This window comes from Pantoea sp. GM_Pan_4 (assembly GCF_026541005.1).
Classification (GTDB): Bacteria; Pseudomonadota; Gammaproteobacteria; order Enterobacterales; family Enterobacteriaceae; genus Pantoea; species Pantoea dispersa.
In genome coordinates this window covers 1,076,734-1,102,710 of sequence record NZ_JALNUZ010000001.1, presented here as the reverse complement: position 1 = coordinate 1,102,710, position 25,977 = coordinate 1,076,734, and the positions used below count along the sequence as shown (strand labels likewise).

The following is a 25,977-nucleotide window of genomic DNA, read 5'->3' as shown; positions in this document are numbered from 1 at the left end:
GTAGCGAGGCTACCCATAAGATTGTTGAGCGGTGTCTTGTGTCCTGCTTCAGGGGAACGGCCTGTTACAGTCTGTCTGTCCGCACCGCGTGTTCAGCAATCGAGAGGGCAGCAGTGCCGCCCTTGTTTTCATTGTTAATTCAGAGTGCTTTGTCGTTCGGTGCTTTAAACAGCGCCTGCATGTCAGAAGACAGCTCGAAGTTCAGGTTCAGGTTCTTCGGCGGAATTGGCTGTTTGAACCAGGTATCGAACCATTTGGTGGCTTCACCCGACGTCTGTGCTTTGGCGATGGTGTCATCCATCAGCTGTTTAAACGGCGCATCGTCTTTACGCAGCATGCAGCCGTAGGCTTCTTTGGACTGCGGCGTACCCGTGATTTCCCAGTTATCCGGTTTCTTCGCCTTGGCACGTTCACCGGCCAGCAGCGCGTCATCCATCATGAAAGCCACTGCGCGACCGGTTTCCAGCGTGCGGAACGAGTCACCGTGATCTTTCGCGCTGATGATGCGCATATCCATTTTCTTCTCGTCATTCAGCTTGCGCAGCAGAATCTCAGAGGTGGTGCCCGAGGTGACGACCACGGTTTTGCCTTTCAGATCGGCGAAGTCTTTGATGTCGCCGCCTTTCTTCACCAGCAGACGCGTACCGATGATGAAGATGGTGTCAGAGAACGCCGCCTGCTGCTGACGCTCTACGTTGTTGGTGGTCGAGCCACACTCGAAATCGTAGGTGCCGTTCTGCAGCAGCGGAATACGGTTTTGCGAGGTGATCGGCAGCATTTTGACCTGCAGATCCGGCTTATTCAGTTTCGCTTTGATGGCGGCAACAATGGCGTTGGAGTAGTCCTGCGAATAGCCCACCACTTTCTGCTGGTTATCATAGTAAGAAAAGGGAACGGATGACTCACGGTGCCCCACGACAATCACGCCACTATCATTGATTTTTTTCAGGGTGCCGGTGAGATCTTCCGCCTGGGCCGCGCCCGCTGCTGCGCCCAACAGCAGAAGCGATAATGCCACTTTGCGAATCTGCATGTTCCTACTCCTTCGTGTGAATGTTGCGCAGAACATAAACTGCGCAGATTGTGATGTTGTGTGTATTTCCTGCTGCTTTTTTAATTATCCCTTAGCGCAACTGCGCGCAGGATAGTGATTAACATAGCGAATTGTTAACGTAATGAAACAAAAAAGTTCGTTTTTTGCGAGCCGCTCCGCACCAATAAGAGGCAAAAAACGGCCTCTGCGCCAATTAAGTGCGCTTCGGTGCCAGATAATGGTGCGCAAACAGGGCATTACGCTGACAAATCACCGATGTTGCTAAAACCACTGAAATAATTAGCAATGATCGTGCCAGTACGCGGAGAGCGGGTAAAAAGGCAGCAGAAAGTGGCGGTGACTAAGGATAAAGGGAGCGGAAAACTGCGCAGAAAAAAGGCGAAGCCTGCGCTTCGCCTGGTGAGAGAGGGCGGGGTATCAGGCGCGGCGGCGTAAAATCGCCAGCACGATGCCCGCCAGCGTCAGCAGCCATACCGGCCAGATACCGACGCGTGCATACGGCGTTTCCCCGCTGGCAGGCGTGACTGTTGCGCTCAGCACGTCGCGGGTGAACTGCGGGATGATGTTCTCCACGTCTCCCTGCGCATTCACCACTGCGGTGACACCGTTGTTCGTTGAGCGCAGCAGCGGGCGACCCAGCTCCAGCGCACGCATGCGTGCCATCTGGAAATGCTGCCACGGACCAATCGAATGACCAAACCAGGCATCGTTCGACACCGTCAGAAGGAAGTTGGTGTCCGGACGGAAGTTGGCGCGCACCTGTTCGCCCAGCACGATCTCATAGCAAATGGCGCTGGTGAGGTTGTAACCCGCCACTTTCAGCTGCGGCTGCAGGTAGGCGCCACGGCTGAACGAGGACATCGGCAGGTCGAAGAACGGCGCCAGCGGACGCAGCAGACCTTCCAGCGGCACAAACTCGCCAAACGGCACCAGATGGTTTTTCTGGTAGCGGTTGCGGCTCTGATAGCTGTAAGGCTGCGCGCCGCCCAGCACAATCACCGAGTTGTAATCGTGATAGCGGTTGTCGCTTTCCACGCGCGAATCAACAATGCCGGTGATCAGCGTGCTGCCGCGCGCGCGCAGTTCGTCATCCAGCGCATGCAGAAACGGCTGCTGATTACTCTCCAGATCGGTAATTGCCGACTCCGGCCAGATGATGATGGGCGCTTTGCCGATAAACGGCTTGCTGTATGCGGTATAGACGCGCAGCGTGGTCAGCAGCTGCTGCGGATCCCACTTCATTGACTGCGGAATATTGCCCTGCACCATCGCTACATTGACGCTGCGCTGCGGCAGCGGCTGATACCACTGCAGCATCCGCAGTGGCCAGGGCAGCAGCAGCAGCGCGACGGCGATAATCAGGTTTTTCACGCTGCGGTGATAGCAGGCCGAGGCCAGCAGACCGGCAATCACCATCAGCAGGAAGGTGATGGTTTCCACGCCAGCCAGCGGCGCCAGGCCTTTCAGCGGCCCATCGATCTGGCTGTAGCCAAACTGCAGCCACGGAAAGCCGGTCAGCACCCAGCCGCGCAGAAACTCGGTGATCTGCCACAGCGCCGGTGCCGCCAGCGCCATGCGCCACAGCGTGGCTCGTGGCCAGAAGCGGTTCAGCAGCAGGGCAAACAGCAGCGGGTAAAGCGCCAGATAGGCGGCGAGCAGCACCACGAGGAACACATTGACCGGGCCGGGCATGCCGCCAAACGTCGCAATGCTGACGTACACCCAGTTGATGCCGCTACCGAACAGGCCAAAGCCCCAGGCAAAACCGATGCCTGCCGCCTGCGCGCTGCGGCGATCCAGCAACAGCAGCTGCAAACCGGCCAGAGAGAGCAGGGCGGCGGGCCAGAAATCATACGGGGAAAAGGAAAGGGTGCCCGCGGCACCCAGAATTAATGCCAGCAGCAGGCGAACCCGCTGCTGCGAGTAGAGAGAGGCTAATGCCATAAAATTATTCGTCTTCCAGTTGCGGTTGCGGAGAGTCTTCCGGAATTTTCACATGCACCTGGATGATACGGCGGCTGTCAGCCATCGCAACTTTGAATTGGTAACCCTCAATGTCGATGCTTTCACCGCGCGCCGGCAGATGGCCGAATCCCTGCATCACCAGACCGCCAATGGTATCGACTTCGTCATCGCTGAAATCGCTACCAAATACCTCATTGAAATCCTCAATCGGCGTCAGCGCACGCACCGTATAGGTGTGGCGGTTGAGCTGGCGGATATCGCGATCTTCTTCGTCGTCATATTCGTCTTCAATTTCGCCGACGATCAGCTCAAGGATATCTTCGATGGTCACCAGTCCGGAGACACCACCGAACTCATCAATGACGATCGCCATATGATAGCGCTGCGAGCGGAACTCTTTGAGCATGCGATCGACGCGCTTGCTCTCAGGCACCACCACGACCGGGCGCAGCACTTTTTCCATGCTGAATGGCTCGGCGCTGCTGCTCATAAACGGCAGCAGATCTTTCGCCATCAGAATGCCTTCAACATGGTCTTTATCTTCGCTGATTACCGGGAAGCGCGAGTGGGCAGATTCAATAATCACTGCCAGGCACTCTTCAAGGCTCTGGTTGCGCTTCAGGGTAATCATCTGCGAGCGCGGGATCATGATGTCGCGCACGCGCTGTTCGGCAATATCCAGCACCCCTTCCAGCATGTCGCGGGTGTCCTGGTCGATCAGCTCTTTTTGCTCAGAATCGCGGATCAGCCCCAGCAGTTCGTCACGGTTTTTGGGTTCGCCGTGGAAAAGCTGATTGATTAACAGGGAGAAAAAACCCTTTTTACTACTGGGTGCGTCGTTGTTTTGAGAATGGTCGTCGCTCATGGCGTTTTTATTTAGTTCTCTCGAATGAGGGAAAGGAACTGCCGGCATCCTCGCCAGCAGCGCAATGTCCTGAACCGGCGGTTCAGGCGTCTTCATTTTCCGAAATGTACGGATCGGGATAGCCAAGAGCAAGCATTATCTCGGTCTCGAGCGCTTCCATCTCTTCAGCTTCCTCGTCTTCAATATGGTCATAACCCAGCAGATGCAGCGTGCCGTGAACCACCATGTGTGCCCAGTGCGCTTCAGGGCTTTTGCCCTGCTCGGCCGCTTCCTGCTCAACAACCTGACGACAAATAATCAGGTCACCCAGCAGCGGCAGCTCAATGCCCGGCGGTGCTTCAAACGGAAACGACAGCACGTTAGTCGGCTTATCTTTGCCGCGATAAGTCAGATTAAGCTCATGACTCTCCGCTTCATCGACCAGCCGTATCGTGACTTCGCTCTCAGGCTGAAACGGCGTGACCGCCGCCTCCAGCCAGCGCTGAAACGCCGCTTCTGCGGGCAGGCCGTTTTCATCGGCACACGCCAGCTGCAAATCTAAAATCACCGTGCTCATGAAGGCTCCTGCGGCGTCGGCTGGCTGGCAGTTTGTACCGCCTGCGCCTCACGCTTACGCTCTTCCGCCAGTTTATCACGGCGTTTCTGGTCCGCTTCTTCCCAGGCTTCATAAGCATTAACAATGCGTGCGACCACCGGATGACGCACCACGTCTTCGCTGTGGAAAAAGTTAAAGCTGATCTCTTCCACATTGGCCAGCACTTCGATGGCGTGGCGCAAACCGGATTTGGTGCTGCGCGGCAGGTCAATCTGCGTCACGTCACCGGTAATCACCGCTTTGGAGTTGAAGCCGATACGCGTCAGGAACATCTTCATTTGTTCGATGGTGGTGTTCTGGCTCTCATCGAGAATCACGAATGCGTCGTTCAGCGTACGGCCGCGCATGTAGGCCAGCGGCGCGACTTCAATCACGTTGCGTTCCATCAGCTTCTCGACGCGCTCGAAGCCCAGCATTTCAAACAGGGCGTCATACAGCGGACGCAGGTAAGGATCGACTTTCTGACTGAGATCGCCGGGCAGGAAGCCGAGCTTTTCGCCGGCTTCGACCGCCGGACGCGTCAGCAGAATACGGCGAATCTCCTGCCGCTCCAGCGCATCCACCGCGGCGGCTACCGCCAGATAGGTTTTCCCGGTCCCGGCCGGCCCAATGCCGAAGGTGATGTCGTGATCGAGAATATTGGCGATGTACTGCGCCTGGTTTGGCGTACGCGGTTTAATCACGCCGCGCTTGGTCTTGATGTTCACCGCTTTACCGTACTCCGGCACGCTGTCGGCCGTCTGCTCCAGCACGCGACTCTCTTTGATCGCCAGATGGATCTGATCCGGTTCAATGTCCGGGATCTGGCCGCGCACCGGCGCGGTATCAACGTACAGCGAACGCAGAATATTGGCGGCCGCCTCGACACTCAGCGCGCGGCCGACCAGCTTAAACAGGTTGTCGCGGCGATTGATCTCAATGCCCAGACGGCGCTCCAGCTGTTTTACGTTGTCATCAAACGGACCGCACAGGCTCATCAGTCGACGATTGTCTGCCGGTTCAAGGGCGATTTCACGAGTTTCGATATTCAAATGAATCCTTTGGGTCACTCAGGGCCAGTTGAAAGAAATAGCAGATACCGTACGCCAGGCGTCAGCATCTTTACGGAATTATTTATGGGGTCGCGCCCGGGCGCAAGCTTCAGGGGAGATATTTGGGCGGCAGCTGCGGAAAGCAAGGGCTGCGGGATGAAACAGGCGACAGCGCGTTGTGCGCTGTCGCTCAGTAATCGCGGTCTCAAGGTTGATACAGGCCCACGCCGATCTCATCCTCTTTACGCGTACGCGCAATCACCGATGCCGGACTCTCCGCGACGCGCAGGCCCATCTCCTCTTCGGTGCGAACCACGACGCCACGCAGCGAATTGGTATAAACATCGACGATTTCGACATCAACAAATTTACCGATCATGCGCACGTCGCCTTCAAAGTTGACCACGCGGTTGTTTTCGGTACGGCCGGTCAGCTCCATCACATTCTTACGTGAGGTGCCTTCCACCAGAATACGCTGAACGGTACCAAGCATGCGGCGGCTCCATGCCATCGCCTGCTGATTGATGCGATCCTGCAAAATGTACAGACGCTGCTTCTTCTCCTCTTCCGGCACGTCGTCCGGCAGATCGGCCGCTGGCGTCCCCGGACGCGCCGAATAGATAAAGCTGAAGCTGGTGTCGAAATTAACCTCGCCGATGAGCTTCATGGTCTGCTCGAAATCCTGCTGGGTTTCGCCCGGGAAGCCAATGATGAAATCTGAACTGATCTGGATATCCGGGCGCGCGGCCACCAGCTTACGGATAATCGCTTTGTACTCCAGCGCAGTGTGCGCTCGCTTCATCAGCGTCAGAATACGATCGGCACCGCTCTGCACTGGCAGGTGCAGGAAGCTCACCAGCTCTGGCGTATCACGATAAACGTCGATGATGTCGTCGGTGAACTCAATCGGATGGCTGGTGGTGAAACGAATCCGGTCAATTCCGTCAATCGCGGCCACCAGACGCAGCAGCTCGGCAAAGGTACAAATCTGGTCGTCAAAGGTCGCGCCGCGATAGGCGTTGACGTTCTGCCCCAGCAGATTCACTTCACGCACGCCCTGCGCCGCCAGCTGGGCAACTTCCAGCAGGATGTCATCGCAGGGACGGCTTACTTCCTCGCCGCGCGTATAAGGCACCACGCAGAAAGTGCAATATTTATTGCAGCCTTCCATGATCGAGACAAAAGCCGTCGGACCTTCAGCACGCGGCTCCGGCAGGCGATCAAACTTTTCGATTTCCGGGAACGAGACGTCAACAATCGGGCTTTTGCTGCCGCGCACCTGATTAATCATCTCCGGCAGACGATGCAGCGTCTGCGGGCCAAAAACGATGTCCACGCACTGCGCGCGCTGGCGAATTTTATCGCCCTCCTGCGAAGCCACACAGCCGCCCACGCCAATAATCAGCTCAGGATTTTTCGCCTTCAGCTTCTTCCAGCGTCCCAGCAAGTGAAACACTTTTTCCTGCGCCTTCTCACGGATGGAGCAGGTATTCAGCAGCAGAACGTCTGCGTCTTCGGCTTCCTCCGTCAGGGTATAGCCGTGCGTGCTGTTCAGTAGGTCAGCCATCTTCGATGAATCATATTCGTTCATCTGACAGCCCCAGGTTTTGATATGCAGTTTTTTGGTCATTGAACTAGCCATTGATTCTGAGCAGAGAAGTGCAGGGCGCGTATTGTAATGCTTTGGCGCGGGTGTGACCAGCATGCCCGTCATACTTCGCACGCCAGGTGCGTTGGCTGCGCGCGGCTCCCCCGGTCACTTACTGATGTAAGCTCCCGGGATGATCCTTGCTTGCCGCCTTCCCGGCGCACGAATTATTTAGGGCATGATGCCCGGTTATATTTCACGCGACAGGTGCGTTGGCTGCGCGCGGCTCCCCCGGTCACTTACTGATGTAAGCTCCCGGGGAGATCCTTGCTTGCCGCCTTCCCGGCGCACGAATTATTTAGGGCATGATGCCGGTCATACTTCACATGCCAGGTGCGTTGGCTGCGCGCGGCTCCCCCGGTCACTTACTGATGTAAGCTTCCGGGGAGATCCTTGCTTGCCGCCTTCCTGGCGCACGAATTATTCAGGGCATGATGCCCGGTTATACTTCGCGCGGCTGAGCCGTCTGAAGCACAAGGTTAGCAGGGCTTTTCTGCTGGTGCGGTAAATTTCCGGTACACTTTGCCACATAGAGTGCTGCCGCAAGGCGTCACGGCAATCAGAAGGATAAGAGTCAATGCAGGATTCACAGTTTGATGTGGTGGTGGTGGGCGGCGGCATGGTCGGTGCCGCGCTGGCCTGTGGTCTGGCGCAGCAGCAGTTTCGCGTGGCGGTGATTGAGCGTGCCGAACCGGCCGCGTTTGACGCCAGCCTGGCGCCGGATATACGTATCTCCGCCATTGGTGCGTCATCGGTGGCGCTGCTGCGCCAGCTCAATGTCTGGCCGCGTGTCCAGGCGATGCGCAGCGCGCCCTACCGCAAGCTGGAAACCTGGGAATGGCAAAGCGCGCACGTCACCTTTGACGCCGCTGCACTGGGCATTCCCGAGCTGGGCTATATGGTGGAAAACAGCGTGCTGCAGCGCGCGCTGTGGGAGCAGATGCAGCAGGATGGCGTAACGTTGCTGTGCCCGGCCTCACTGCAGGCGTTACAGGCGCACAGCGGCGGCTGGCAGCTGCAGCTGGATGACGGGAGCACGCTGGATAGCCAGCTGGTGGTGGGGGCCGATGGTGCTAATTCGCGCGTGCGACAGCTGGCGGGTATCGGCGTGCGCGGCTGGAACTATGCGCAATCCTGCATGCTAATCAGCGTTGAGTGTGAACACGAGGCCGGCGATGCCACCTGGCAGCAATTTACGCCGGACGGACCGCGCGCGTTTCTGCCGCTGTTCGATCGCCACGCTTCGCTGGTGTGGTACGACGCGCCGGCGCGGATCCGTCAGCTGCAAAATCTGCCGCTCAGCCAGCTGGCCAAAGAGGTGCAGACTAATTTCCCGGCGCGCGTCGGCCGCTTCGAGGTGAAGAACGCGGCGTCGTTCCCGCTGGTGCGTCGCCATGCCACGCGCTATGTGCTGCCGGGCCTGGCGCTGGTCGGTGATGCTGCGCACACCATCAATCCGCTGGCCGGGCAGGGGGTTAATCTCGGCTACCGGGATGTGGATGCGCTGATTGATACGCTGGTGGATGCGCGCAGCCAGGCGCAGCGCTGGGCGTCGCTGCCGGTTCTGCAGCGTTATCACCGTCAGCGCTACAAAGATAATTTGCTGATGCAGGGCGGTATGGATCTGTTCTACTTCGCCTTTAGCAACGCGCTGCCGCCGCTGCGTGTGGTGCGTAACCTTGGACTGATTGCAGCAGAGAATGCTGGCGTGCTCAAGCGTCAGGTGCTGCGTTACGCGCTGGGGTTGTAAACACACCGGGCGCCGCAATCGTGGCGGCGCCATCTGTTGTATAAGGCGTGAAATTCAGTAACGACAAAAACAACAAAGCCCGCAAAAGCGGGCCTGTTGTGCAATTTGGCTGGGGTGCAGGGATTCGAACCCCGGAATGCCGGAATCAGAATCCGGTGCCTTACCGCTTGGCGACACCCCAATAGGTGTTTGGTCAAATTGTCTTTGTATGGCTGGGGTGCAGGGATTCGAACCCCGGAATGGTGGAATCAGAATCCACTGCCTTACCGCTTGGCGACACCCCAATTTGTTTGGTGGCTACGACGGGAATCGAACCTGTGACCCCATCATTATGAGTGATGTGCTCTAACCGACTGAGCTACGTAGCCAGATTGTACTGCTTTACTGCACCCGATGATGGCTGGGATACCTGGATTCGAACCAGGGAATGCCGGTATCAAAAACCGGTGCCTTACCGCTTGGCGATATCCCATTCGTCGACTCGTATCCACGAGAGTGCATCGGATTGGCTGGGGTACCTGGATTCGAACCAGGGAATGCCGGTATCAAAAACCGGTGCCTTACCGCTTGGCGATACCCCATCCGGCTGCCGAAGACTGAAATGGTGCGGGAGGCGAGACTTGAACTCGCACACCTTGCGGCGCCAGAACCTAAATCTGGTGCGTCTACCAATTTCGCCACTCCCGCAAAAAGATGGTGGCTACGACGGGAATCGAACCTGTGACCCCATCATTATGAGTGATGTGCTCTAACCAACTGAGCTACGTAGCCATCTTTTTTCGCGTTACCTTCATCGGCGTTGCGGGGCGCATTATGCGTATTGAGCTTTGTAGCGTCAACAAATTTTTTGCCGTTTTTTGCCTTAACGCGCCTGTTTGTCTGGCTTGTAACCAGGCTGATGATTTATTCGGCAATTTTCGATCGTATCCGCGTCAGATGCAAGAAAAAGGGGCCACAATGGGCCCCCTTATACGCATAAAGAAAATGCTTATTTGTACGCTGACTGGTGCACGCCTACCGCACGGCCAGACGGATCGTCCATCGATTTAAACGCTTCATCCCACTCAATGGCTTTCGCTGACGAACAGGCCACGGATGGACCGCCCGGAACGCACTCTGCCGCGCTTGGCAGTGGGAACAGCTCCTCAAAGATTTCGCGGTACAGATACGCTTCTTTCGAGGTTGGCGTGTTGTGCGGGAAGCGGAAATGCGCGGTCGCCAGCTGCTGCTCGCTAATCTGCTTCGCCGCCACTTCTTTCAGCGTGTCAATCCAGCTGTAGCCTACGCCATCAGAGAACTGCTCTTTCTGACGCCATGCCACGCTCTCCGGCAGGTAAGAGGAGAAACACTCACGCAGAATGTGTTTTTCCATTTTGCCGTTGCTGCCGCACATTTTGTCTTCCGGGTTGATGCGCATCGCGACATCAAGGAATTTCTTATCAAGGAACGGCACACGTGCTTCCACGCCCCACGCCGACATCGCTTTGTTAGCGCGCGCGCAGTCAAACATGTGCAGTGCCAGCAGCTTACGCACGTTTTCTTCGTGGAACTCCTGAGCGTTCGGTGCTTTATGGAAGTAGAGGTAACCACCAAACACTTCATCCGCACCTTCACCGGAAAGCACCATTTTGATGCCCATCGCTTTGATTTTACGCGACATCAGATACATTGGCGTCGACGCACGAATGGTGGTCACATCGTAGGTTTCGATGTGGTAAATCACATCGCGGATCGCATCCAGACCTTCCTGCACGGTGAAGTGAATTTCATGGTGCACGGTACCGAGGTGATCGGCCACCGCCTGCGCCGCTTTCAGATCCGGCGATCCTTCCAGACCGACGGCAAACGAGTGCAGCTGCGGCCACCATGCATCGCTCTTGTCCTGATCTTCCACTCGTTTGGCGGCAAAGCGCTTGGTCACCGCAGAGATGATGGAAGAGTCGAGTCCGCCGGACAGCAGCACGCCGTACGGTACGTCTGACATCAGGTGACTCTTCACTGACTCTTCCAGCGCGTGCTTCAGGCCAGCGGCATCGGTGGTGTTTTGCGCCACGGCGGCAAAATCCATCCAGTCACGCTGCCAGTAACGACGGATTTCGCCATCGGTGCTGGAGAGGTAGCTTCCCGGCGGGAATTCTTTGATGCTGCGGCACACCGGCACCAGCGCTTTCATTTCAGAAGCAACATACAGGTTGCCGTGCTCATCGTTGCCCATATAGAGCGGAATAATACCGATGTGATCGCGGCCAATCAGATACTGCTGTTTGACGCTGTCCCACAGAATGAAGGCGAACATGCCCTGCAGGTCGTCGAGGAAGTCGAGGCCTTTTTCCTGATACAGCGCGAGGATGACTTCGCAGTCTGAACCCGTCTGGAACGCGTAGCGATCGCTCAGTTCCGCGCGCAGCGCCTGGTGGTTATAAATTTCGCCGTTAACAGCCAGTACGTGGGTGTGATCCGCGTTGTACAGCGGCTGGGCGCCGTTGTTCACGTCAACGATGGACAGGCGCTCGTGCACCAGAATGGCTTTCTCATCAGCGAAGACGCCTGACCAGTCCGGGCCGCGGTGACGCATCAGACGGGAACATTCCAGCGCTTTCTTGCGCAGTTCAACAGGATCGGTCTTCAGATCCAGCACACCAAAAATCGAACACATAACTGACTCCTGATCTCACCCTGTGGCGATGTTATTGACTTGTTTGTCCGGCAGACTGCGCTGCGTGATGTATAAGAAAATGCGCTAATTGATAGTGGTAACGCAAGCGAAATCACCAAATACTGATAAAAAGATTGTTGGTGTGAAGTAATGTTGAATTTTATTCAAAAATTTAACTATTAAATTAGATGGTGTCTAATGAATTGTCAGAAGTGATGGTTTTGTGCGCAACCGATGAGGCCGCGTCAGCGGCTGAATCACAGCGCTATGCCAGACACATAAAAAAGCCCTGCACACCGTAACGGCGAGCAGGGCCATAAGCAGACAGCATGACGCGAATCAGAACAGGTCGATATCAGCCACGGAAGGGTAGATCCAGTCCGGACGGAACGGCATGGCGTCGATATCGCTCAGCGTAGAGACGCCGGACAGCACCAGAATGGTTTCCAGACCGGCCTGGAAGCCAGCCAGAATATCGGTGCGCAGGTTATCGCCCACAATCACCGTCTCTTCTGAATGCGCATGCATTTTATTCAGTGCGGCGCGCATGATGTAAGGGCTGGGCTTACCGACATAAAACGGTTTGCGGCCGGAGATGGTTTCGATACCGGCACAGAGCGCGCCACAGGCTGGCACAAAGCCGCGTGCGTGGGTATCAGGATTGGTCGCGATAAAACGTGCACCGTTAGCCACAAAGAAGGCGGCTTTATGCATCATCTCCCAGTTAAACGATCGCGTCTCGCCGACGATGACGAAATCCGGGTTGACGTCAGTGATGGTAAAACCGGCTTTATACAGTTCATGAATCAGCGCGCCTTCACCAATCACGTAGGCTTTTTTGCCCTCCTGACGACGCAGGAAATCCGCAGTGGCCATGGCGGAGGTGTAGAACACCGAATCCGGGATGTCGACGCCGGCGTTGGCAAAGCGGTTGGCCAGATCCTGCGCGGTTTGTGACGGATAGTTGGTCAGTACCACCAGCGGCATCTCTTTTTCCAGAATGCGCTGCAGGAATTCGTTTGCGCCTTTCACGGCGGTATTGTCGTGCATCAACACGCCGTCGATGTCACAGATTACGCTTTTGATGGTCATAGATGGCTTCCGGTCGGGCCTGCCAGCCGGCAGGCTTTCTATTATTCTTCCAGCAGGTGCTGCAGCAGAATGCCATTCAGCATAGCGCGTTTTGCCAGCGCGAAAGCGCCAATTGCCGAACGATGGTCCAGCTCAGACCGTACCACGGGCAGATTTTTGCGAAACGCGTTCAACGCCTGGGTGTTAATGCAGCCCTCAATCGCCGGGAACAGCACTTTATCGGCATCGGTAATTTCGCCGGCCAGCACCACTTTTTGCGGGTTAAACAGGTTAATGGCGATAGCGATCGCTTTGCCGAGATAGCGGCCAACGTACTCGATCACTTCGCAGGCCAGCGCGTCGCCCTGATTGGCGGCGCGGCAGATTTGTGGCATCTGGCAATCATCCAGCGTCAGGCTGCTGGGATAACCCTGATTGAGCAGGTGGCGCACGCGGTTCTCAATCGCGCCGTTGGCGGCGATGGTTTCGAGGCAGCCAAAGTTGCCACAGTGGCAGCGTTCGCCGAGCGGATCGACCTGAATGTGGCCAATCTCACCTACGTTGCCATTGCTGCCGAGAAAAATGTGGCCGTTCGCGATGATGCCGGCGCCGGTTCCGCGGTGTAAACGCACCAGAATGGAGTCTGCACAGTCGCGGCTTGCACCGAAATAGTGCTCAGCCAGCGCCAGGCTGCGGATATCGTGGCCGACAAAGCTGGTGACGTTAAAGCGTTTTTTCAGGCTCGCCACCAGCGGCCAGTGGCTGACGGCAATGTGCGGCATGTAGCGAATGATGCCGTTAATCGGGTCGACCAACCCCGGCAGGATCACCGCGATAGCGATCAGCTCATGAATTTTACGCTGGTGCGCGCTCATAAAGGCACTGATGGCGTTGAACAGCGCGTTCTCCAGCGTCTCCTGGGTGCGCTCCGGCAACGGATAATCTTCCTGCGCCAGCGATTTTCCGCTGAGATCGAACAGCGTCAGCGTGGCATCGTTGCGCCCCAGGCGCACGCCGATGGTATGAAAATGGCGGGTTTCGGTGATGATGGAGATGGCGCGGCGCCCACCGGTGGAGGCCTGTTGCTCCACCTCTTTGATGAGGCCGCGTTCGATAAGCTGACGGGTAATTTTGGTGACGCTGGCGGGCGCAAGCTGGCTGAGTTCGGCAATCTGAATACGCGAAATCGGCCCCTGTTGATCAATCAGCCGGTAAACAGCTGCACTGTTAAGTTGTTTGACAAGATCGACATTTCCTATTTGAGTCTGGCCGCCAGTGGTCATTCAGTACTTACTCGCTGAGGACGTTGTCTCCGTTGACGAACGTCTTAGTGATTTGATAATCGCGGGTAAAGACAGTGAGGTTGGCGACTTTTCCTGCTTCCACCGTACCAAACTGCTCTTCCACACCCATTGCCCTTGCCGGATACAGGGTCGCCATGCGCAGCGCTTCGTCCATCGCGATACCACAATGTTCCACGCTATTCTGCACCGCTTCAATCATCGTCAGCGCAGATCCGCTCAGGGTACCGTTCTCATCTACGCACAGGCCGTCGCGATAGTATATTGTTTTACCTGCAAAAATGAATTGATCAATCGACGCACCGGCCGGCGCGGTGGCATCGGTCACCAGCACCAGTTTGTCGCCTTTGATTCGTTTTGCATTGCGCACGTTAGCGTAATTGACATGTAAACCGTCTGCAATAATGCCGCAGTATACATCAGGCGAATCAAACAGCGCACCGATAAGACCTGGCTCACGACCGCTAAAGGCGCTCATGGCGTTATACAGGTGGGTGGCAAAGGTGACGCCCGCGCTGATGCCCGCTTTGGCTTCGGCATAGGTGGCATTGGAGTGACCAGACGACACAATAATCCCGGCGTCACGCAGCTGGCGAATCACCGCGCTGCCCGCATTTTCCGGTGCTAGCGTAACTTTGGTAATGACGTCAGCGTTGGCGCACAGGAAATCCACCAGCTCCGCATCCGGCAGACGAATCAGCTGCGGATTATGGGTGCCTTTCTTCTCTTTATTCAGCCACGGACCTTCCAGATGCAGGCCCAGCGCCTGATTCTGATGCTTCGCCAGGTAAGCGCGCATGGTTTCAATCGCACGCTTCATCAGTTCATCACTGCTGGTAATCAGCGTCGGTAAATAGCTGGTGCAGCCGGATTTTTCATTGGCACGCTGCATGATTTCCAGCGTTTCCACGCTCAGGGCATTGATGTCATCGTTGAACTGCACGCCGCCGCAGCCGTTGAGCTGCAGGTCGATAAATCCGGGAGCGATGAACCCACCAGCCACATCCTGTTGTGGAATCGCGGCGTCCAGCGCATCGCGCGGGCAGACACGCTCAATCAGGCCATTGGCAATCACCACGGCGTGATTGTCCAGAACTTCATGACCGGTAAAAATCCGGCCGTTAACTAATGCGTACATCATCTCTTCTCCCGGCTGAACCTGCTGCGCTTAACAGCAGGCTTTCTACAACGTGTTGTTACACACCCTTCATATTTTCCGCTTCCATTTCGCGGAAATATTTCACGGTTTTCACTTTCAGTTCCATGGTGGCTGGCTCATCACACACCACCACCGCTTTCGGGTGCAGCTGCAGGCAGCTGATGGTCCACATGTGGTTGACGTTACCTTCTACCGCCGCCTGCAGCGCCTGGGCTTTGACGTGGCCGGTCACCAGAATCATCACTTCTTCCGCATCCAGCAGCGTGCCGACGCCCACGGTCAGGGCATATTTAGGCACCTGATCAACATCGCCGTCGAAGAAACGCGAGTTCGCCACACGGGTGTCGTGCGTCAGGGTTTTAATGCGGGTGCGGGAAGAGAGCGAAGAAGCCGGTTCGTTGAACGCAATGTGGCCATCGTTGCCGACGCCGCCCATAAACAGGTGGATTTTACCCAGTGCGCGGATCTTCTCTTCGTATTGGCGACATTCTGCGTCAATATCTTCGGCATTGCCATTCAGAAGATTGATATTTTCTGGTTGAATATCAACGTGATCGAAAAAGTTACGGTACATAAAGCTGTGATAGCTTTCCGGATGCTCTTTCGGCAGACCGACATACTCATCCATATTGAAGGTGATCACGTGTTTGAAACTAACCTGGCCCGCTTTATGCATCTCGATCAGGTGCTTGTAGGCTTCCAGCGGCGTACCGCCGGTTGGCAGTCCCAGCACAAAGGGACGGTCTGCGCTGGGTTTAAAGGCATTGATGCGATTAACGATATGGCGTGCAGCCCATTTACCCACCTGGGTCGGTGTGGCCAAAGGGATCAGTCTCATGTCTTCACCTCAGTTAAGATTGGAAAGTTAGGGTCGCGTTTACTGCTGCAGCTGGCTGCTTATAGGGTAACCCGTTTGCGCGCTCGCGGCGTTGGAAAAGTGCGACCTGATATTTTTCATCATAAAATAAGTTTGTGGTGGTGGCTAGCATTTCGCAGTGAAAAACGTCCATTTTGGTGATTAAAGTCACAGTTACACTGGTTTTAATTTGCGAGGCGAATTAATTTATCTTTACACTGCGCCTCGTGGTGAAGTGTGTCATCAAGGTACCGGGTGCCGGGATAATAAAATCAACCCGCATCACGGCAAAACGCCAGTCTCATAGGGGGAGAATAAGGTGAGTATTTTAGGATATCTGCAAAAGGTCGGCCGCGCGCTTATGGTGCCGGTAGCGACCCTGCCGGCAGCGGCAATCCTGATGGGGGTAGGTTACTGGATCGATCCGGACAGCTGGGGCGCAGGCAATGCGCTGGCAGCACTGCTGATCAAATCGGGTTCTGCCATCATCGACAACATGTCCGTGCTGTTCGCCATCGGTGTGGCTTACGGCATGTCAAAAGATAAAGACGGTGCAGCGGCATTAACCGGCTTTGTAGGTTTCCTCGTGGTTACTACCCTGTGTTCACCCGCCGCGGTGGCCATGATTCAGAAAATGCCGGTGGAGCAGGTTCCTGCCGCCTTCGGTAAAATCAACAACCAGTTTGTCGGCATCCTGGTGGGCATTCTCTCGGCAGAAGTCTATAACCGCTTCAGCCACGTTGAGCTGCCTAAGGCGCTGTCGTTCTTCAGCGGTCGCCGTCTGGTGCCGATCCTGGTCTCCTTCCTGATGATTGTGGTCGCCTTTATCCTGATGTACGTCTGGCCGATCATTTTCGGCGGTCTGGTGAGCTTTGGTGAGCACATTCAGAAACTGGGCTCGGTCGGTGCGGGCGTGTACGCCTTCTTTAACCGTCTGCTGATTCCGGTTGGCCTGCACCACGCGCTGAACTCGGTGTTCTGGTTCGACGTGGCAGGCATCAACGACATTCCGAAATTCCTGGGCGGCGCGCAGTCTATCGCCAACGGTACCGGCATCCCGGGTATCACCGGTCGCTATCAGGCGGGCTTCTTCCCGATCATGATGTTCGGTCTGCCGGGTGCGGCGCTGGCAATCTATCACTGCTCACGTCCGGAAAACCGCGCGAAAGTCGGTGGTATCATGCTGGCAGCAGCATTCGCCGCTTTCTTCACAGGCATCACCGAGCCGCTGGAATTCTCCTTCATGTTCGTGGCGCCAGTGCTGTATGTCATCCACGCCGTGCTGACCGGTATTTCGGTCTTCATCGCTGCCAGCATGCACTGGATTGCCGGTTTCGGTTTCAGTGCCGGTCTGGTGGACATGGTGCTGTCGACGCGTAACCCGCTGGCTGTGCACTGGTGGATGCTGATCCCGCAGGGTCTGGTGTTCTTCGTCATCTACTATGTGGTGTTCCGCTTCACCATTCAGAAATTCAACCTGCTGACGCCGGGCCGCGAGCTGGCTGCCGGTGATGAGACAGATGGCTACGACGTCAACGTTGATCACAGCAGCAACGGTGAGAGCGAAACCGAATCACTGGCGCGTCGCTATATCGGTGCGATAGGCGGTTCTGACAACCTGACCAACATCGACGCCTGCATCACCCGTCTGCGTCTGAATGTGAAAGACTCTGCGCAGGTGAATGAGAGTGTGGCTAAACGCCTCGGTGCTTCTGGCGTGATCCGCCTTAACAAGCAGAGCGTGCAGATCATTGTTGGTACGCAGGCCGAAAGCATTGCGACCGCCATGAAAACCGTACTGAGCAAAGGCCCGGTGGCCGGCGCAGCTGCGCCAGCAGCGGCAACCACCGCCGCGCCTGCTGCTGCTCAGCCCCAGGCCGTGCGCAACAGCGAGAAAAAGGTGATTGCAACACTGCTGGCACCGGTCAGTGGCGAAGTGGTCGCGCTGGAAAACGTGCCGGATGAAGCTTTCGCCAGCAAAGCGGTAGGCGATGGCCTGGCGATCAAACCGAGCGATAAAACTGTCGTCGCGCCGGTGGCGGGCACCGTGGTGAAAATCTTCAACACCAACCATGCATTCTGCCTTGAAGCCGAAAATGGCGTCGAGATTGTCGTGCATATGGGTCTCGATACCGTCGCGCTGGAAGGTAAAGGGTTTACCCGGCTGGTGGAAGAGGGCGCAACCGTCACAGCGGGCCAGCCGATCCTCGAAATGGATCTGGACTTCCTCAACGCCAATGCGCGTTCGATGATCAGCCCGGTGGTGGTCAGCAACAGCGATGATTTTGCTGGTCTGAATCTGCTGGCAGGCGGTACCGTGGTAGCAGGCGTTACGCCGCTGTACGAAGTCAAAAATTAACAGGTTTTGAGCGTCACTGAAGGCAGGAAGCAATTCCTGCCTTTTTTGTTTTAAAACGACCAACAAACGGTTGTTTCCCTTCAGCGCTTTGTGGATCATACTCCGTTACTTCGTGGTACAAATCACCCGCTATTGTTTTGAGGATTTTGAGATGAGTGAGGCTGAAGCCCGCCCAACGAACTTTATTCGTCAGATCATCGACGAAGATTTGGCGAGCGGTAAGCACAACAGTGTGCATACCCGTTTCCCGCCTGAGCCCAATGGTTACCTGCATATTGGCCATGCAAAATCGATCTGCCTGAACTTTGGTATCGCACAAGATTATCAGGGGCAGTGCAACCTGCGTTTCGACGACACCAATCCGGTCAAAGAGGATATGGAGTTCGTTGAATCGATCAAGAATGATGTGCAATGGCTGGGCTTTGAGTGGAGCGGCAACATTCGTTACTCCTCTGACTACTTTGACCAACTGTTCAACTACGCGGTTGAGCTGATCAACAAAGGCCTGGCCTACGTTGATGAGCTGTCGCCAGAGCAGATCCGTGAATACCGCGGCACGCTAACCGCGCCGGGCAAAAACAGCCCGTATCGCGATCGCAGCGTGGAAGAGAACCTGGCGCTGTTCCAGAAGATGCGTGATGGCGGCTTCGAAGAGGGCAAAGCCTGCCTGCGTGCCAAAATCGACATGGCATCCAGCTTTATTGTGATGCGCGATCCGGTGCTGTACCGCATTAAATTTGCCGAACACCACCAGACTGGCAACAAGTGGTGCATCTATCCGATGTACGACTTTACCCACTGCATCTCCGATGCGCTGGAAGGCATCACCCATTCACTGTGTACGCTGGAGTTCCAGGACAACCGTCGTCTCTACGACTGGGTGCTGGATAACATCACCATTCCGGTGCATCCGCGTCAGTATGAGTTCTCGCGCCTGAATCTGGAATATGCGGTGATGTCGAAGCGTAAGCTGACGCAGCTGGTGAGCGAGAAGATTGTTGAAGGCTGGGACGATCCGCGCATGCTGACCGTATCCGGTCTGCGCCGTCGTGGCTATAGCGCGGCGTCAATCCGCGAATTCTGCCGCCGTATCGGTGTGACCAAGCAGGACAACATTGTTGAGATGGCGTCGCTGGAGTCGTGCATTCGTGACGACCTCAACGAGAACGCGCCGCGCGCCATGGCGGTGCTGGATCCACTGAAAGTGGTAATCGAGAACCTGCCGGCCGGGCATGAAGAAATCATCAGCATGCCGAACCACCCGAACAAACCGGAGATGGGCACGCGTGAGGTGCCGTTCAGCCGTGAAGTGTGGATCGATCGCGCCGACTTCCGTGAAGAGGCCAACAAGCAATACAAGCGTCTGGTGCTGGGTAAAGAAGTTCGTCTGCGTAACGCTTACGTCATTCGTGCCGAGCGCGTGGCGAAAGATGAAGCCGGCAACATCACCTGCATCTACGCTACCTGCGATGTCAACACCCTGAGCAAAGATCCGGCCGATGGCCGCAAGGTGAAAGGCGTTATTCATTGGGTATCGGCGATTCACGCGCTGCCTGCTGAATTCCGCCTGTACGATCGTCTGTTCAGCGTGCCAAACCCGGGCGCGGCCGAGGATTTCCTCACCACCATTAACCCGAACTCGCTGGAGATCAAACAGGGCTTCGTTGAGCCGGGTCTGCGTGCCGCCAGCGCGCTGGCACCGTATCAGTTTGAGCGCGAAGGTTACTTCTGCGCTGACAGCGTGTACTCGCAGCCGTCGAAACTGGTGTTCAACCGCACCGTGGGTCTGCGTGATACCTGGGCAAAAATCGGCGAATAATTTTACTGCTTGATAGCACGATATGATCAGCAAAGGGCGAGCAATCGCCCTTTTTTATTGCCCGTTATCTGCAAACGGGAATCGATTATGCTGAACCAGACAAAAAACAGTAATCACGCGCGATTACGACTAATCTGACTTTAATAAAATTAACTAATTTACCCGTGTGAAATCGTTATTTTCAGGTAGGCTATGCGCTCTTAAATGTTGCTGTGCGGGTTAGCGAAGGAAAAAAAATGACAAGTCTCGCTCTGGAAGCCAAACATAGCGTGGTGGTTTTACATCAGCTTATCGAACGTATTTTTAATCAGGCCGAAGGCAGCGATGACAGTATGGATCTGCTGCTGTCGCACTTTCATCCCGACTTCAAAATGGTGACGCCGCAGGGCAAACAGCTCGATCTCAATGACACTGAAACCCTGTTTCGCAAACTGCACGGGCAGCGGGAAGGGATGCGAATCGCCACCAGTGAGCATGCCATCATTTCCCAGCAGCAGCAGGAAGTGACCATTCAGTATCACGAACTGCAAATGCTTAACGGCAACAACCAAACCCGCATTTCGCTGGCGGTGCTGGACTGCAGCACGCCGGTTCCGCGCTGGCGCTATTTGCAGGAAACGCTGGTCGCCTGAACGCAGCCATAAAAAAACCGGTGCCTGGCACCGGTTTTTTTATACTGCATAGCATATTCAATTACTGATCGTGGAGCGTCTCGTCTTCGCGGCAGTCTCCCAGCGCACAGTGGCCGTACAGATACAGGCTGTGGTTGCTGAGTTTGATACCGTGGCGTGTTGCAATCTCACGCTGACGCGTTTCGATAGATTCATCGCTAAACTCGATCACTTTGCCGCAGTCGAGGCAAATCAGGTGATCGTGGTGATGCTGCTGGGTCAGTTCGAACACGGATTTCCCGCCTTCGAAGTTATGACGCGTCACGATGCCGGCGTCGTCAAACTGGTTCAGAACACGGTATACCGTCGCCAGACCAATCTCTTCGCCCATGTCGATCAGGCGTTTGTACAAATCTTCCGCACTGACATGATGGGACTCGGGTCCGGGTCCCTGAAGCACTTCCAGAATCTTCAGTCTGGGCAGCGTGACTTTCAGGCCAGCCTTTTTCAATGCGGAGTTGTTGTCAGTCATGCGGATATTGTCCTGTTACTTTGCTAGTCACTTACGGCGCAAAGGCCTTGAATGTGTGGTCAACGCGCATTCTCATTTGCGTCTCATTATAGAGCTCAGCCTGCGAAATGAAAACCGGCTGCGGCGGACAATTCCCCGGATGCTGTAAGGAGAAATGTCGTGAACCTCAGCGGGATCGTGCAGATCGATGTTCCTTTTCGCGCAGTCTCAGTCTGATGCCCGAGGAATAAGCAGATGACCGTTGCGGGTATTCTACAGAATTGAGGGAAAAAGTTAAAAAACCGTAGCTATTATTTTTATAGGTAATTCCATTGCCCGATGTGAGCCAGCGCCCACATCGGACAGGAAAGCATCAGGCTTCGATGATCGCCTGCAGCTGCAGCTCATCAAAGATCTGCTTAACCCATTTGTCGACGCGCTCGTTAGTCAGTTCAGGCTGACGATCTTCATCGATGGCGAGGCCGAGGAAGTGTTTGTCGTCTGCCAGACCTTTAGAGGCTTCGAAGTGGTAACCTTCGGTTGGCCAGTGGCCCACAATCACTGCGCCGTTTGGCTCAATGATGTCGCGAATGGTGCCCATCGCGTCACAGAAGTACTCGGCATAATCTTCCTGATCGCCGCAGCCAAACAGCGCTACCAGCTTACCGTTGAAATCAATCTCTTCCAGCGTCGGGAAGAAGTCATCCCAGTCGCACTGGGCTTCACCGTAGTACCAGGTCGGAATACCCAGCAGCAGAATATCGAATGCTTCGAGATCTTCTTTGGTGCTCTTAGCAATGTCATGCACTTCGGCGACATCTTTACCCAGTTGTTTCTGGATCATTTTTGCAATGTTTTCAGTGTTGCCGGTATCGCTGCCGAAGAAAATGCCTACGATTGCCATGGAGTGAGTAACCTCTTAAATCCTGATTGTGAAAGTAAGTCAGAAGACGACACAGTTATGCGAATGATAGCAGACCGGCGAAAAGCGCGGAATGTGTAAAGCGCTGAGTTTGTGTTCCAGCGTGCGGTCTGCGCACGTTACGCCAGTTTGAGCTGCGCCAGCAGCATTTGTTCAATCAGTTCACTGCGGCTGATATTCTGCTGCTCGGCCAGCGTATTAAGCGCGTCGACCGCTTCGCTGGACATTTTCAGCTCAACGCGGCGCAGGCCGCGCACCCGGTCGCGCTTCAGCTGGTTGCGCTTATTAATGCGCAGCTGCTCATCACGCGACAGCGGACTGGTTTTAGGGCGACCGGGACGCCGCTCGTCTGCGAAGAGATCGAGCGTGGTACGATCTGTCTGTTCTTTTGCCATGGTTTGTGAAACTGCGTGGGCGCGAACGGCGGAAAGGCGCTGCGCGATTTAAACATTTATCGGCCCGACCGCGGCGAAAAAAGCATCCGCGGCAAATTTTTAGCGCGACATCATACTCCAGCGCCCGGCGCGACGCCAACCCTAAACCGCCCGTAGCAAGCTTTTGCTTTTACAGGTTAAAAAAGCGGCGCACCGCGCGCAGTACGGCATCGGGTTTTTCGGCATGCACCCAGTGGCCGGCACCGCTGATAATGTGCGCCTGCGCCTGCGGGAACTGGCGCAGCAGCGCATCACGGTGCTGATTGTCCAGATAGGGTGAATCACCGCCGCGAATAAACAGCGCCGGATGAGGCCATGCGGGTACCTCCTGCCAGCCGGAGAGCACCGGATAATTGTCCCATAACACCGGCACGTTAAAGCGCCATTCGCCTTCATGGAAAGATTTCAGAATGAACTGAATCACGCCTTCTTCGCGCACGTGTTCACGCATCACGTCGGCTGCAGCGCTGCGGCGCGTGACGCCAGCTGCACTGACCGCGCGGATTGCCGCGAAGATCTCATCGTGGCGTCGCGTCTGGTAATCCACCGGCGCGATATCAATCAGCACCATTTTGCCAATCCGTTCGGGCGCAACGGCGCTCAGCGCCATGGCAATTTTGCCGCCCATTGAGTGGCCGATAACATCGACCCGTTCGATGTGGTGCGCATCCAGCGTGTCAACCATATCCTGCGCCAGCGCAGCGTAGTGCATCTCTTCGCTGCGCGGTGACAGGCCGTGGTTACGGACATCCACCTGCAGCGTGGGCCGTGCATCGCGCACGCCGCGCGCCAGTACGCCAAGGTTATCCAGGCTACCAAACAGGCCATGAATTAACAGAATGGGCTGGGCATCAGGGGCAGATTGTTCAGTTTGCAGACGGGCGTTCAAAATCATGGCTAAAGTTCTTTCGGTTGAGACCTGGGCTTAGGGTATCATGGATTCACCTGTCCCGGCGCCAGGCGGTCAGGCATTAGGGCATATTCCGACTTTTGCCCGGAAACGATGCCAGCGCTACCGGCTGTCGCGGATTTAACTTTATAATCCTTATGTTAGAGCCCGCTCACATTTTGCACGACCGGATTTTCCTAAGGCCGTTGCAGAATAGCGTGGTTCTGCCATTTGCCAGAATCGTACGGAAAAAGATGAAAACGATTGAAGTTGACGAAGAACTCTACCGTTATATTGCCAGCCACACCCAGCACATTGGTGAAAGCGCGTCGGACATTTTGCGCCGTATGCTGAAATTCACTGCCGGCCAGAGCGCATCCGCTGCGCCAGCGGCGAATGCGGCGGTAAAAGAAGCACCGGCTGCACGCAGCGAAGCGCGACCTCAGGATCGCGTGCGCGCCGTGCGTGAGCTGCTGCTGTCTGACGAGTATGCGGAGCAGAAGAAGGCGGTTAATCGCTTCATGCTGATCCTGTCAACCCTTTATCGTCTTGATCCGGCAGCCTTTGCTGATGCCACTGCCTCGCTGCAGGGCCGCACCCGCGTCTACTTTGCGGGCGACGAGCACACGCTGCTGCAAAATGGCACCCATACTAAGCCGAAGCACGTGCCCGGCACGCCGTACTGGGTGATCACCAATACCAATACAGGTCGTAAATGCAGCATGGTGGAACACATCATGCTTGCCATGCAGTTCCCGCAGGAACTGGCAGAGAAAGTTTGCGGCACCATTTAAACCGAAGCGTCAGGGAGAAGCGCCAATGGCCAATCACCCCCGTGCCGGGCAACCTGCCCAGCAGAGCGATTTGATTAACGTTGCACAATTAACCTCGCAGTACTACGTCCTGAAGCCGGATGCGGCGAACCCGGACCATGCGGTGAAATTTGGCACCTCCGGCCACCGCGGCAGCGCGGGACGTCATAGCTTCAACGAAGTACACATTCTGGCGATTGCGCAGGCGATCGCTGAAGAGCGTAAAAAGAACGGCATCACCGGCCCGTGCTACGTAGGTAAAGACACCCATGCGCTGTCTGAGCCGGCGATCCTGTCAGTGCTGGAAGTGCTGGCCGCCAACGGCGTTGATGTGATTGTGCAGCAGGACAACGGCTATACGCCGACGCCGGCGATCTCCAACGCCATTCTGGAGCATAACAAGCGCGGCGGCGCGCAGGCGGACGGTATCGTGATTACCCCGTCGCACAACCCGCCGGAAGACGGTGGCATCAAGTACAATCCGCCGAACGGTGGACCGGCTGACACCAACGTCACCAAAGTGGTGGAAGATCGCGCGAATCAGCTGATCAAAGGTGAGCTGAAAGAGGTTAAGCGTCTGGCGCTGGATCAGGCGTGGGCCAGTGGCCACATCGTTGAGCAGGATCTGATCCAGCCATACGTTGAAGGTCTGGCGCAGGTGATTGACTTCCCGGCGATCCAGAAAGCCGGCCTGAAAATCGGTGTCGATCCGCTCGGCGGTTCCGGCATGGCCTACTGGCAGCGCATTGCTGAGCACTACCAGCTGGATCTGACCATCGTCAATGATGCCATCGACCAGACGTTCCGCTTCATGCATCTGGATAAAGATGGCGTGGTGCGCATGGACTGTTCGTCCGAGTGCGCGATGGCCGGTCTGCTGGCGTATAAAGATAAATTTGATCTGGCCTTCGGTAACGATCCGGATTACGACCGTCACGGCATCGTCACGCCCGCCGGTCTGATGAACCCGAACCACTATCTGGCGGTAGCGATCAACTACCTGTTCCAGCACCGTCCGCAGTGGGGCAAAGAGGTGGCCGTCGGTAAAACGCTGGTTTCCAGCGCGATGATTGACCGCGTGGTGAACGATATTGGTCGCAAGCTGGTGGAAGTACCGGTCGGCTTCAAATGGTTCGTGGATGGTCTGTTCGACGGCAGCTTTGGCTTTGGCGGCGAAGAGAGCGCCGGCGCCTCGTTCCTGCGTTTCGACGGCTCCGCCTGGTCAACAGACAAAGACGGCATTATCCTGTGTCTGCTGGCGGCGGAAATCACTGCGGTTACCGGTAAGAACCCGCAGCAGCACTATGATGAGCTGGCCGCGCGTTTTGGTGCGCCAAGCTACAACCGTCTGCAGGCACCTGCCACTTCCGCGCAGAAAGCGGCACTGTCGAAGCTGTCACCTGAAATGGTCAGCGCCGATACGCTGGCAGGCGACCCGATCACCGCACGTCTGACCGCGGCACCGGGCAACGGTGCCTCGATTGGTGGTCTGAAAGTGATGACTGAAAACGGCTGGTTCGCGGCACGTCCGTCCGGCACGGAAGACGCCTACAAAATCTATTGTGAAAGCTTCCTCGGCGCTGAGCATCGCCAGCAGATCGAGAAAGAAGCGGTAGAAATTGTCAGCGAAGTGCTGAAAAACGCCTGACAGGGCATCCTGCATGAAGAA

General features: G+C 56.0%; 21 protein-coding genes and 7 tRNA genes. 6 read left to right on the top strand and 22 right to left on the bottom strand.

Annotated features, from left to right (window positions below):
• Positions 1-139: 139 nt before the first annotated feature.
• The 6 genes from OXR61_RS05360 to miaB form a co-directional block, all read right to left on the bottom strand.
• The gene (locus tag OXR61_RS05360) at positions 140-1,033 is read right to left on the bottom strand and encodes a glutamate/aspartate ABC transporter substrate-binding protein (RefSeq protein ID WP_021508573.1); all 894 of its coding nucleotides are present in this window, start codon (positions 1,031-1,033) and stop codon (positions 140-142) included.
• Between the two features lie 438 nt (positions 1,034-1,471).
• On the bottom strand, positions 1,472-2,998 hold the full coding sequence (gene lnt, locus OXR61_RS05355; protein WP_021508572.1) for an apolipoprotein N-acyltransferase: 1,527 nt from the start codon (positions 2,996-2,998) through the stop codon (positions 1,472-1,474).
• A 4-nt stretch (positions 2,999-3,002) separates the two neighbouring features.
• A complete protein-coding gene (corC, locus tag OXR61_RS05350) occupies positions 3,003-3,884 on the bottom strand; it encodes a CNNM family magnesium/cobalt transport protein CorC (RefSeq protein ID WP_021508571.1) in 882 nt (293 codons plus the stop codon).
• Between the two features lie 82 nt (positions 3,885-3,966).
• The gene (gene ybeY, locus OXR61_RS05345) at positions 3,967-4,440 is read right to left on the bottom strand and encodes an rRNA maturation RNase YbeY (RefSeq protein ID WP_021508570.1); all 474 of its coding nucleotides are present in this window, start codon (positions 4,438-4,440) and stop codon (positions 3,967-3,969) included.
• A complete protein-coding gene (locus tag OXR61_RS05340; protein ID WP_021508569.1) occupies positions 4,437-5,510 on the bottom strand; it encodes a PhoH family protein in 1,074 nt (357 codons plus the stop codon). The genes ybeY and OXR61_RS05340 overlap by 4 nt, the downstream gene beginning before the upstream one ends.
• 205 nt (positions 5,511-5,715) lie before the next feature.
• The gene (miaB, locus tag OXR61_RS05335) at positions 5,716-7,140 is read right to left on the bottom strand and encodes a tRNA (N6-isopentenyl adenosine(37)-C2)-methylthiotransferase MiaB (RefSeq protein ID WP_021508568.1); all 1,425 of its coding nucleotides are present in this window, start codon (positions 7,138-7,140) and stop codon (positions 5,716-5,718) included.
• Positions 7,141-7,735: 595 nt separating this feature from the next.
• Here miaB and ubiF point away from each other — a divergent pair.
• The gene (gene ubiF / locus OXR61_RS05330; protein ID WP_021508567.1) at positions 7,736-8,908 is read left to right on the top strand and encodes a 3-demethoxyubiquinol 3-hydroxylase; all 1,173 of its coding nucleotides are present in this window, start codon (positions 7,736-7,738) and stop codon (positions 8,906-8,908) included.
• Between the two features lie 106 nt (positions 8,909-9,014).
• On the opposite strand, the gene OXR61_RS05325 is transcribed toward ubiF, so the two are convergent.
• From OXR61_RS05325 to nagB, 12 genes are all read right to left on the bottom strand, one after another.
• Positions 9,015-9,089: transfer RNA gene (locus OXR61_RS05325), tRNA-Gln, on the bottom strand.
• Positions 9,090-9,117: 28 nt separating this feature from the next.
• A tRNA-Gln gene (locus OXR61_RS05320) sits at positions 9,118-9,192 on the bottom strand.
• Between the two features lie 7 nt (positions 9,193-9,199).
• Positions 9,200-9,276, bottom strand: a tRNA-Met gene (locus tag OXR61_RS05315).
• Positions 9,277-9,305: 29 nt separating this feature from the next.
• A tRNA-Gln gene (locus OXR61_RS05310) sits at positions 9,306-9,380 on the bottom strand.
• 34 nt (positions 9,381-9,414) lie between these two features.
• Positions 9,415-9,489: transfer RNA gene (locus tag OXR61_RS05305), tRNA-Gln, on the bottom strand.
• A 21-nt stretch (positions 9,490-9,510) separates the two neighbouring features.
• Positions 9,511-9,595 (bottom strand) — tRNA-Leu (locus OXR61_RS05300).
• A 7-nt stretch (positions 9,596-9,602) separates the two neighbouring features.
• A tRNA-Met gene (locus OXR61_RS05295) sits at positions 9,603-9,679 on the bottom strand.
• 217 nt (positions 9,680-9,896) lie between these two features.
• The gene (asnB, locus tag OXR61_RS05290; RefSeq protein WP_021508566.1) at positions 9,897-11,564 is read right to left on the bottom strand and encodes an asparagine synthase B; all 1,668 of its coding nucleotides are present in this window, start codon (positions 11,562-11,564) and stop codon (positions 9,897-9,899) included.
• A gap of 339 nt (positions 11,565-11,903) precedes the next feature.
• The gene (locus OXR61_RS05285; protein ID WP_021508565.1) at positions 11,904-12,656 is read right to left on the bottom strand and encodes an HAD-IIA family hydrolase; all 753 of its coding nucleotides are present in this window, start codon (positions 12,654-12,656) and stop codon (positions 11,904-11,906) included.
• 41 nt (positions 12,657-12,697) lie between these two features.
• Positions 12,698-13,918: an N-acetylglucosamine repressor gene (locus OXR61_RS05280; RefSeq protein ID WP_021508564.1), complete on the bottom strand. Its 1,221-nt coding sequence runs from the start codon at positions 13,916-13,918 to the stop codon at positions 12,698-12,700.
• Positions 13,919-13,925: 7 nt separating this feature from the next.
• On the bottom strand, positions 13,926-15,074 hold the full coding sequence (gene nagA, locus OXR61_RS05275) for an N-acetylglucosamine-6-phosphate deacetylase (protein ID WP_031279885.1): 1,149 nt from the start codon (positions 15,072-15,074) through the stop codon (positions 13,926-13,928).
• Positions 15,075-15,132: 58 nt separating this feature from the next.
• A complete protein-coding gene (gene nagB / locus OXR61_RS05270; protein ID WP_031279884.1) occupies positions 15,133-15,933 on the bottom strand; it encodes a glucosamine-6-phosphate deaminase in 801 nt (266 codons plus the stop codon).
• A 343-nt stretch (positions 15,934-16,276) separates the two neighbouring features.
• Here nagB and nagE point away from each other — a divergent pair, with 343 nt between their 5' ends.
• From nagE to OXR61_RS05255, 3 genes are all read left to right on the top strand, one after another.
• Positions 16,277-18,310: an N-acetylglucosamine-specific PTS transporter subunit IIBC gene (gene nagE / locus OXR61_RS05265; protein WP_031279883.1), complete on the top strand. Its 2,034-nt coding sequence runs from the start codon at positions 16,277-16,279 to the stop codon at positions 18,308-18,310.
• 151 nt (positions 18,311-18,461) lie between these two features.
• Positions 18,462-20,129, top strand: coding sequence for a glutamine--tRNA ligase (gene glnS, locus OXR61_RS05260; RefSeq protein ID WP_021508560.1), 1,668 nt, complete (start codon positions 18,462-18,464; stop codon positions 20,127-20,129).
• Between the two features lie 236 nt (positions 20,130-20,365).
• Entirely contained in the window at positions 20,366-20,761 is a 396-nt protein-coding gene (locus OXR61_RS05255; RefSeq protein WP_021508559.1) for a hypothetical protein, read from the top strand.
• A 61-nt stretch (positions 20,762-20,822) separates the two neighbouring features.
• Here OXR61_RS05255 and fur read toward each other — a convergent pair whose 3' ends face one another.
• From fur to ybfF, 4 genes are all read right to left on the bottom strand, one after another.
• Positions 20,823-21,272 carry a ferric iron uptake transcriptional regulator gene (fur, locus tag OXR61_RS05250; protein ID WP_021508558.1) on the bottom strand — a complete coding sequence of 150 codons (450 nt, stop codon included), beginning with the start codon at positions 21,270-21,272 and terminating at the stop codon, positions 20,823-20,825.
• Positions 21,273-21,624: 352 nt separating this feature from the next.
• On the bottom strand, positions 21,625-22,155 hold the full coding sequence (gene fldA, locus OXR61_RS05245) for a flavodoxin FldA (protein ID WP_021508557.1): 531 nt from the start codon (positions 22,153-22,155) through the stop codon (positions 21,625-21,627).
• A 137-nt stretch (positions 22,156-22,292) separates the two neighbouring features.
• Positions 22,293-22,568: a LexA regulated protein gene (gene ybfE, locus OXR61_RS05240; protein WP_010616122.1), complete on the bottom strand. Its 276-nt coding sequence runs from the start codon at positions 22,566-22,568 to the stop codon at positions 22,293-22,295.
• Between the two features lie 169 nt (positions 22,569-22,737).
• Positions 22,738-23,502, bottom strand: coding sequence for an esterase (gene ybfF, locus OXR61_RS05235; protein ID WP_021508556.1), 765 nt, complete (start codon positions 23,500-23,502; stop codon positions 22,738-22,740).
• A 248-nt stretch (positions 23,503-23,750) separates the two neighbouring features.
• Here ybfF and seqA point away from each other — a divergent pair, with 248 nt between their 5' ends.
• Positions 23,751-24,290 (top strand): replication initiation negative regulator SeqA, encoded by a 540-nt coding sequence (gene seqA, locus OXR61_RS05230; RefSeq protein WP_010616121.1) that lies wholly within the window; start codon positions 23,751-23,753, stop codon positions 24,288-24,290.
• A gap of 25 nt (positions 24,291-24,315) precedes the next feature.
• Positions 24,316-25,956, top strand: coding sequence for a phosphoglucomutase (alpha-D-glucose-1,6-bisphosphate-dependent) (pgm, locus tag OXR61_RS05225; RefSeq protein ID WP_021508555.1), 1,641 nt, complete (start codon positions 24,316-24,318; stop codon positions 25,954-25,956).
• The last annotated feature ends 21 nt before the right edge of the window (positions 25,957-25,977 follow it).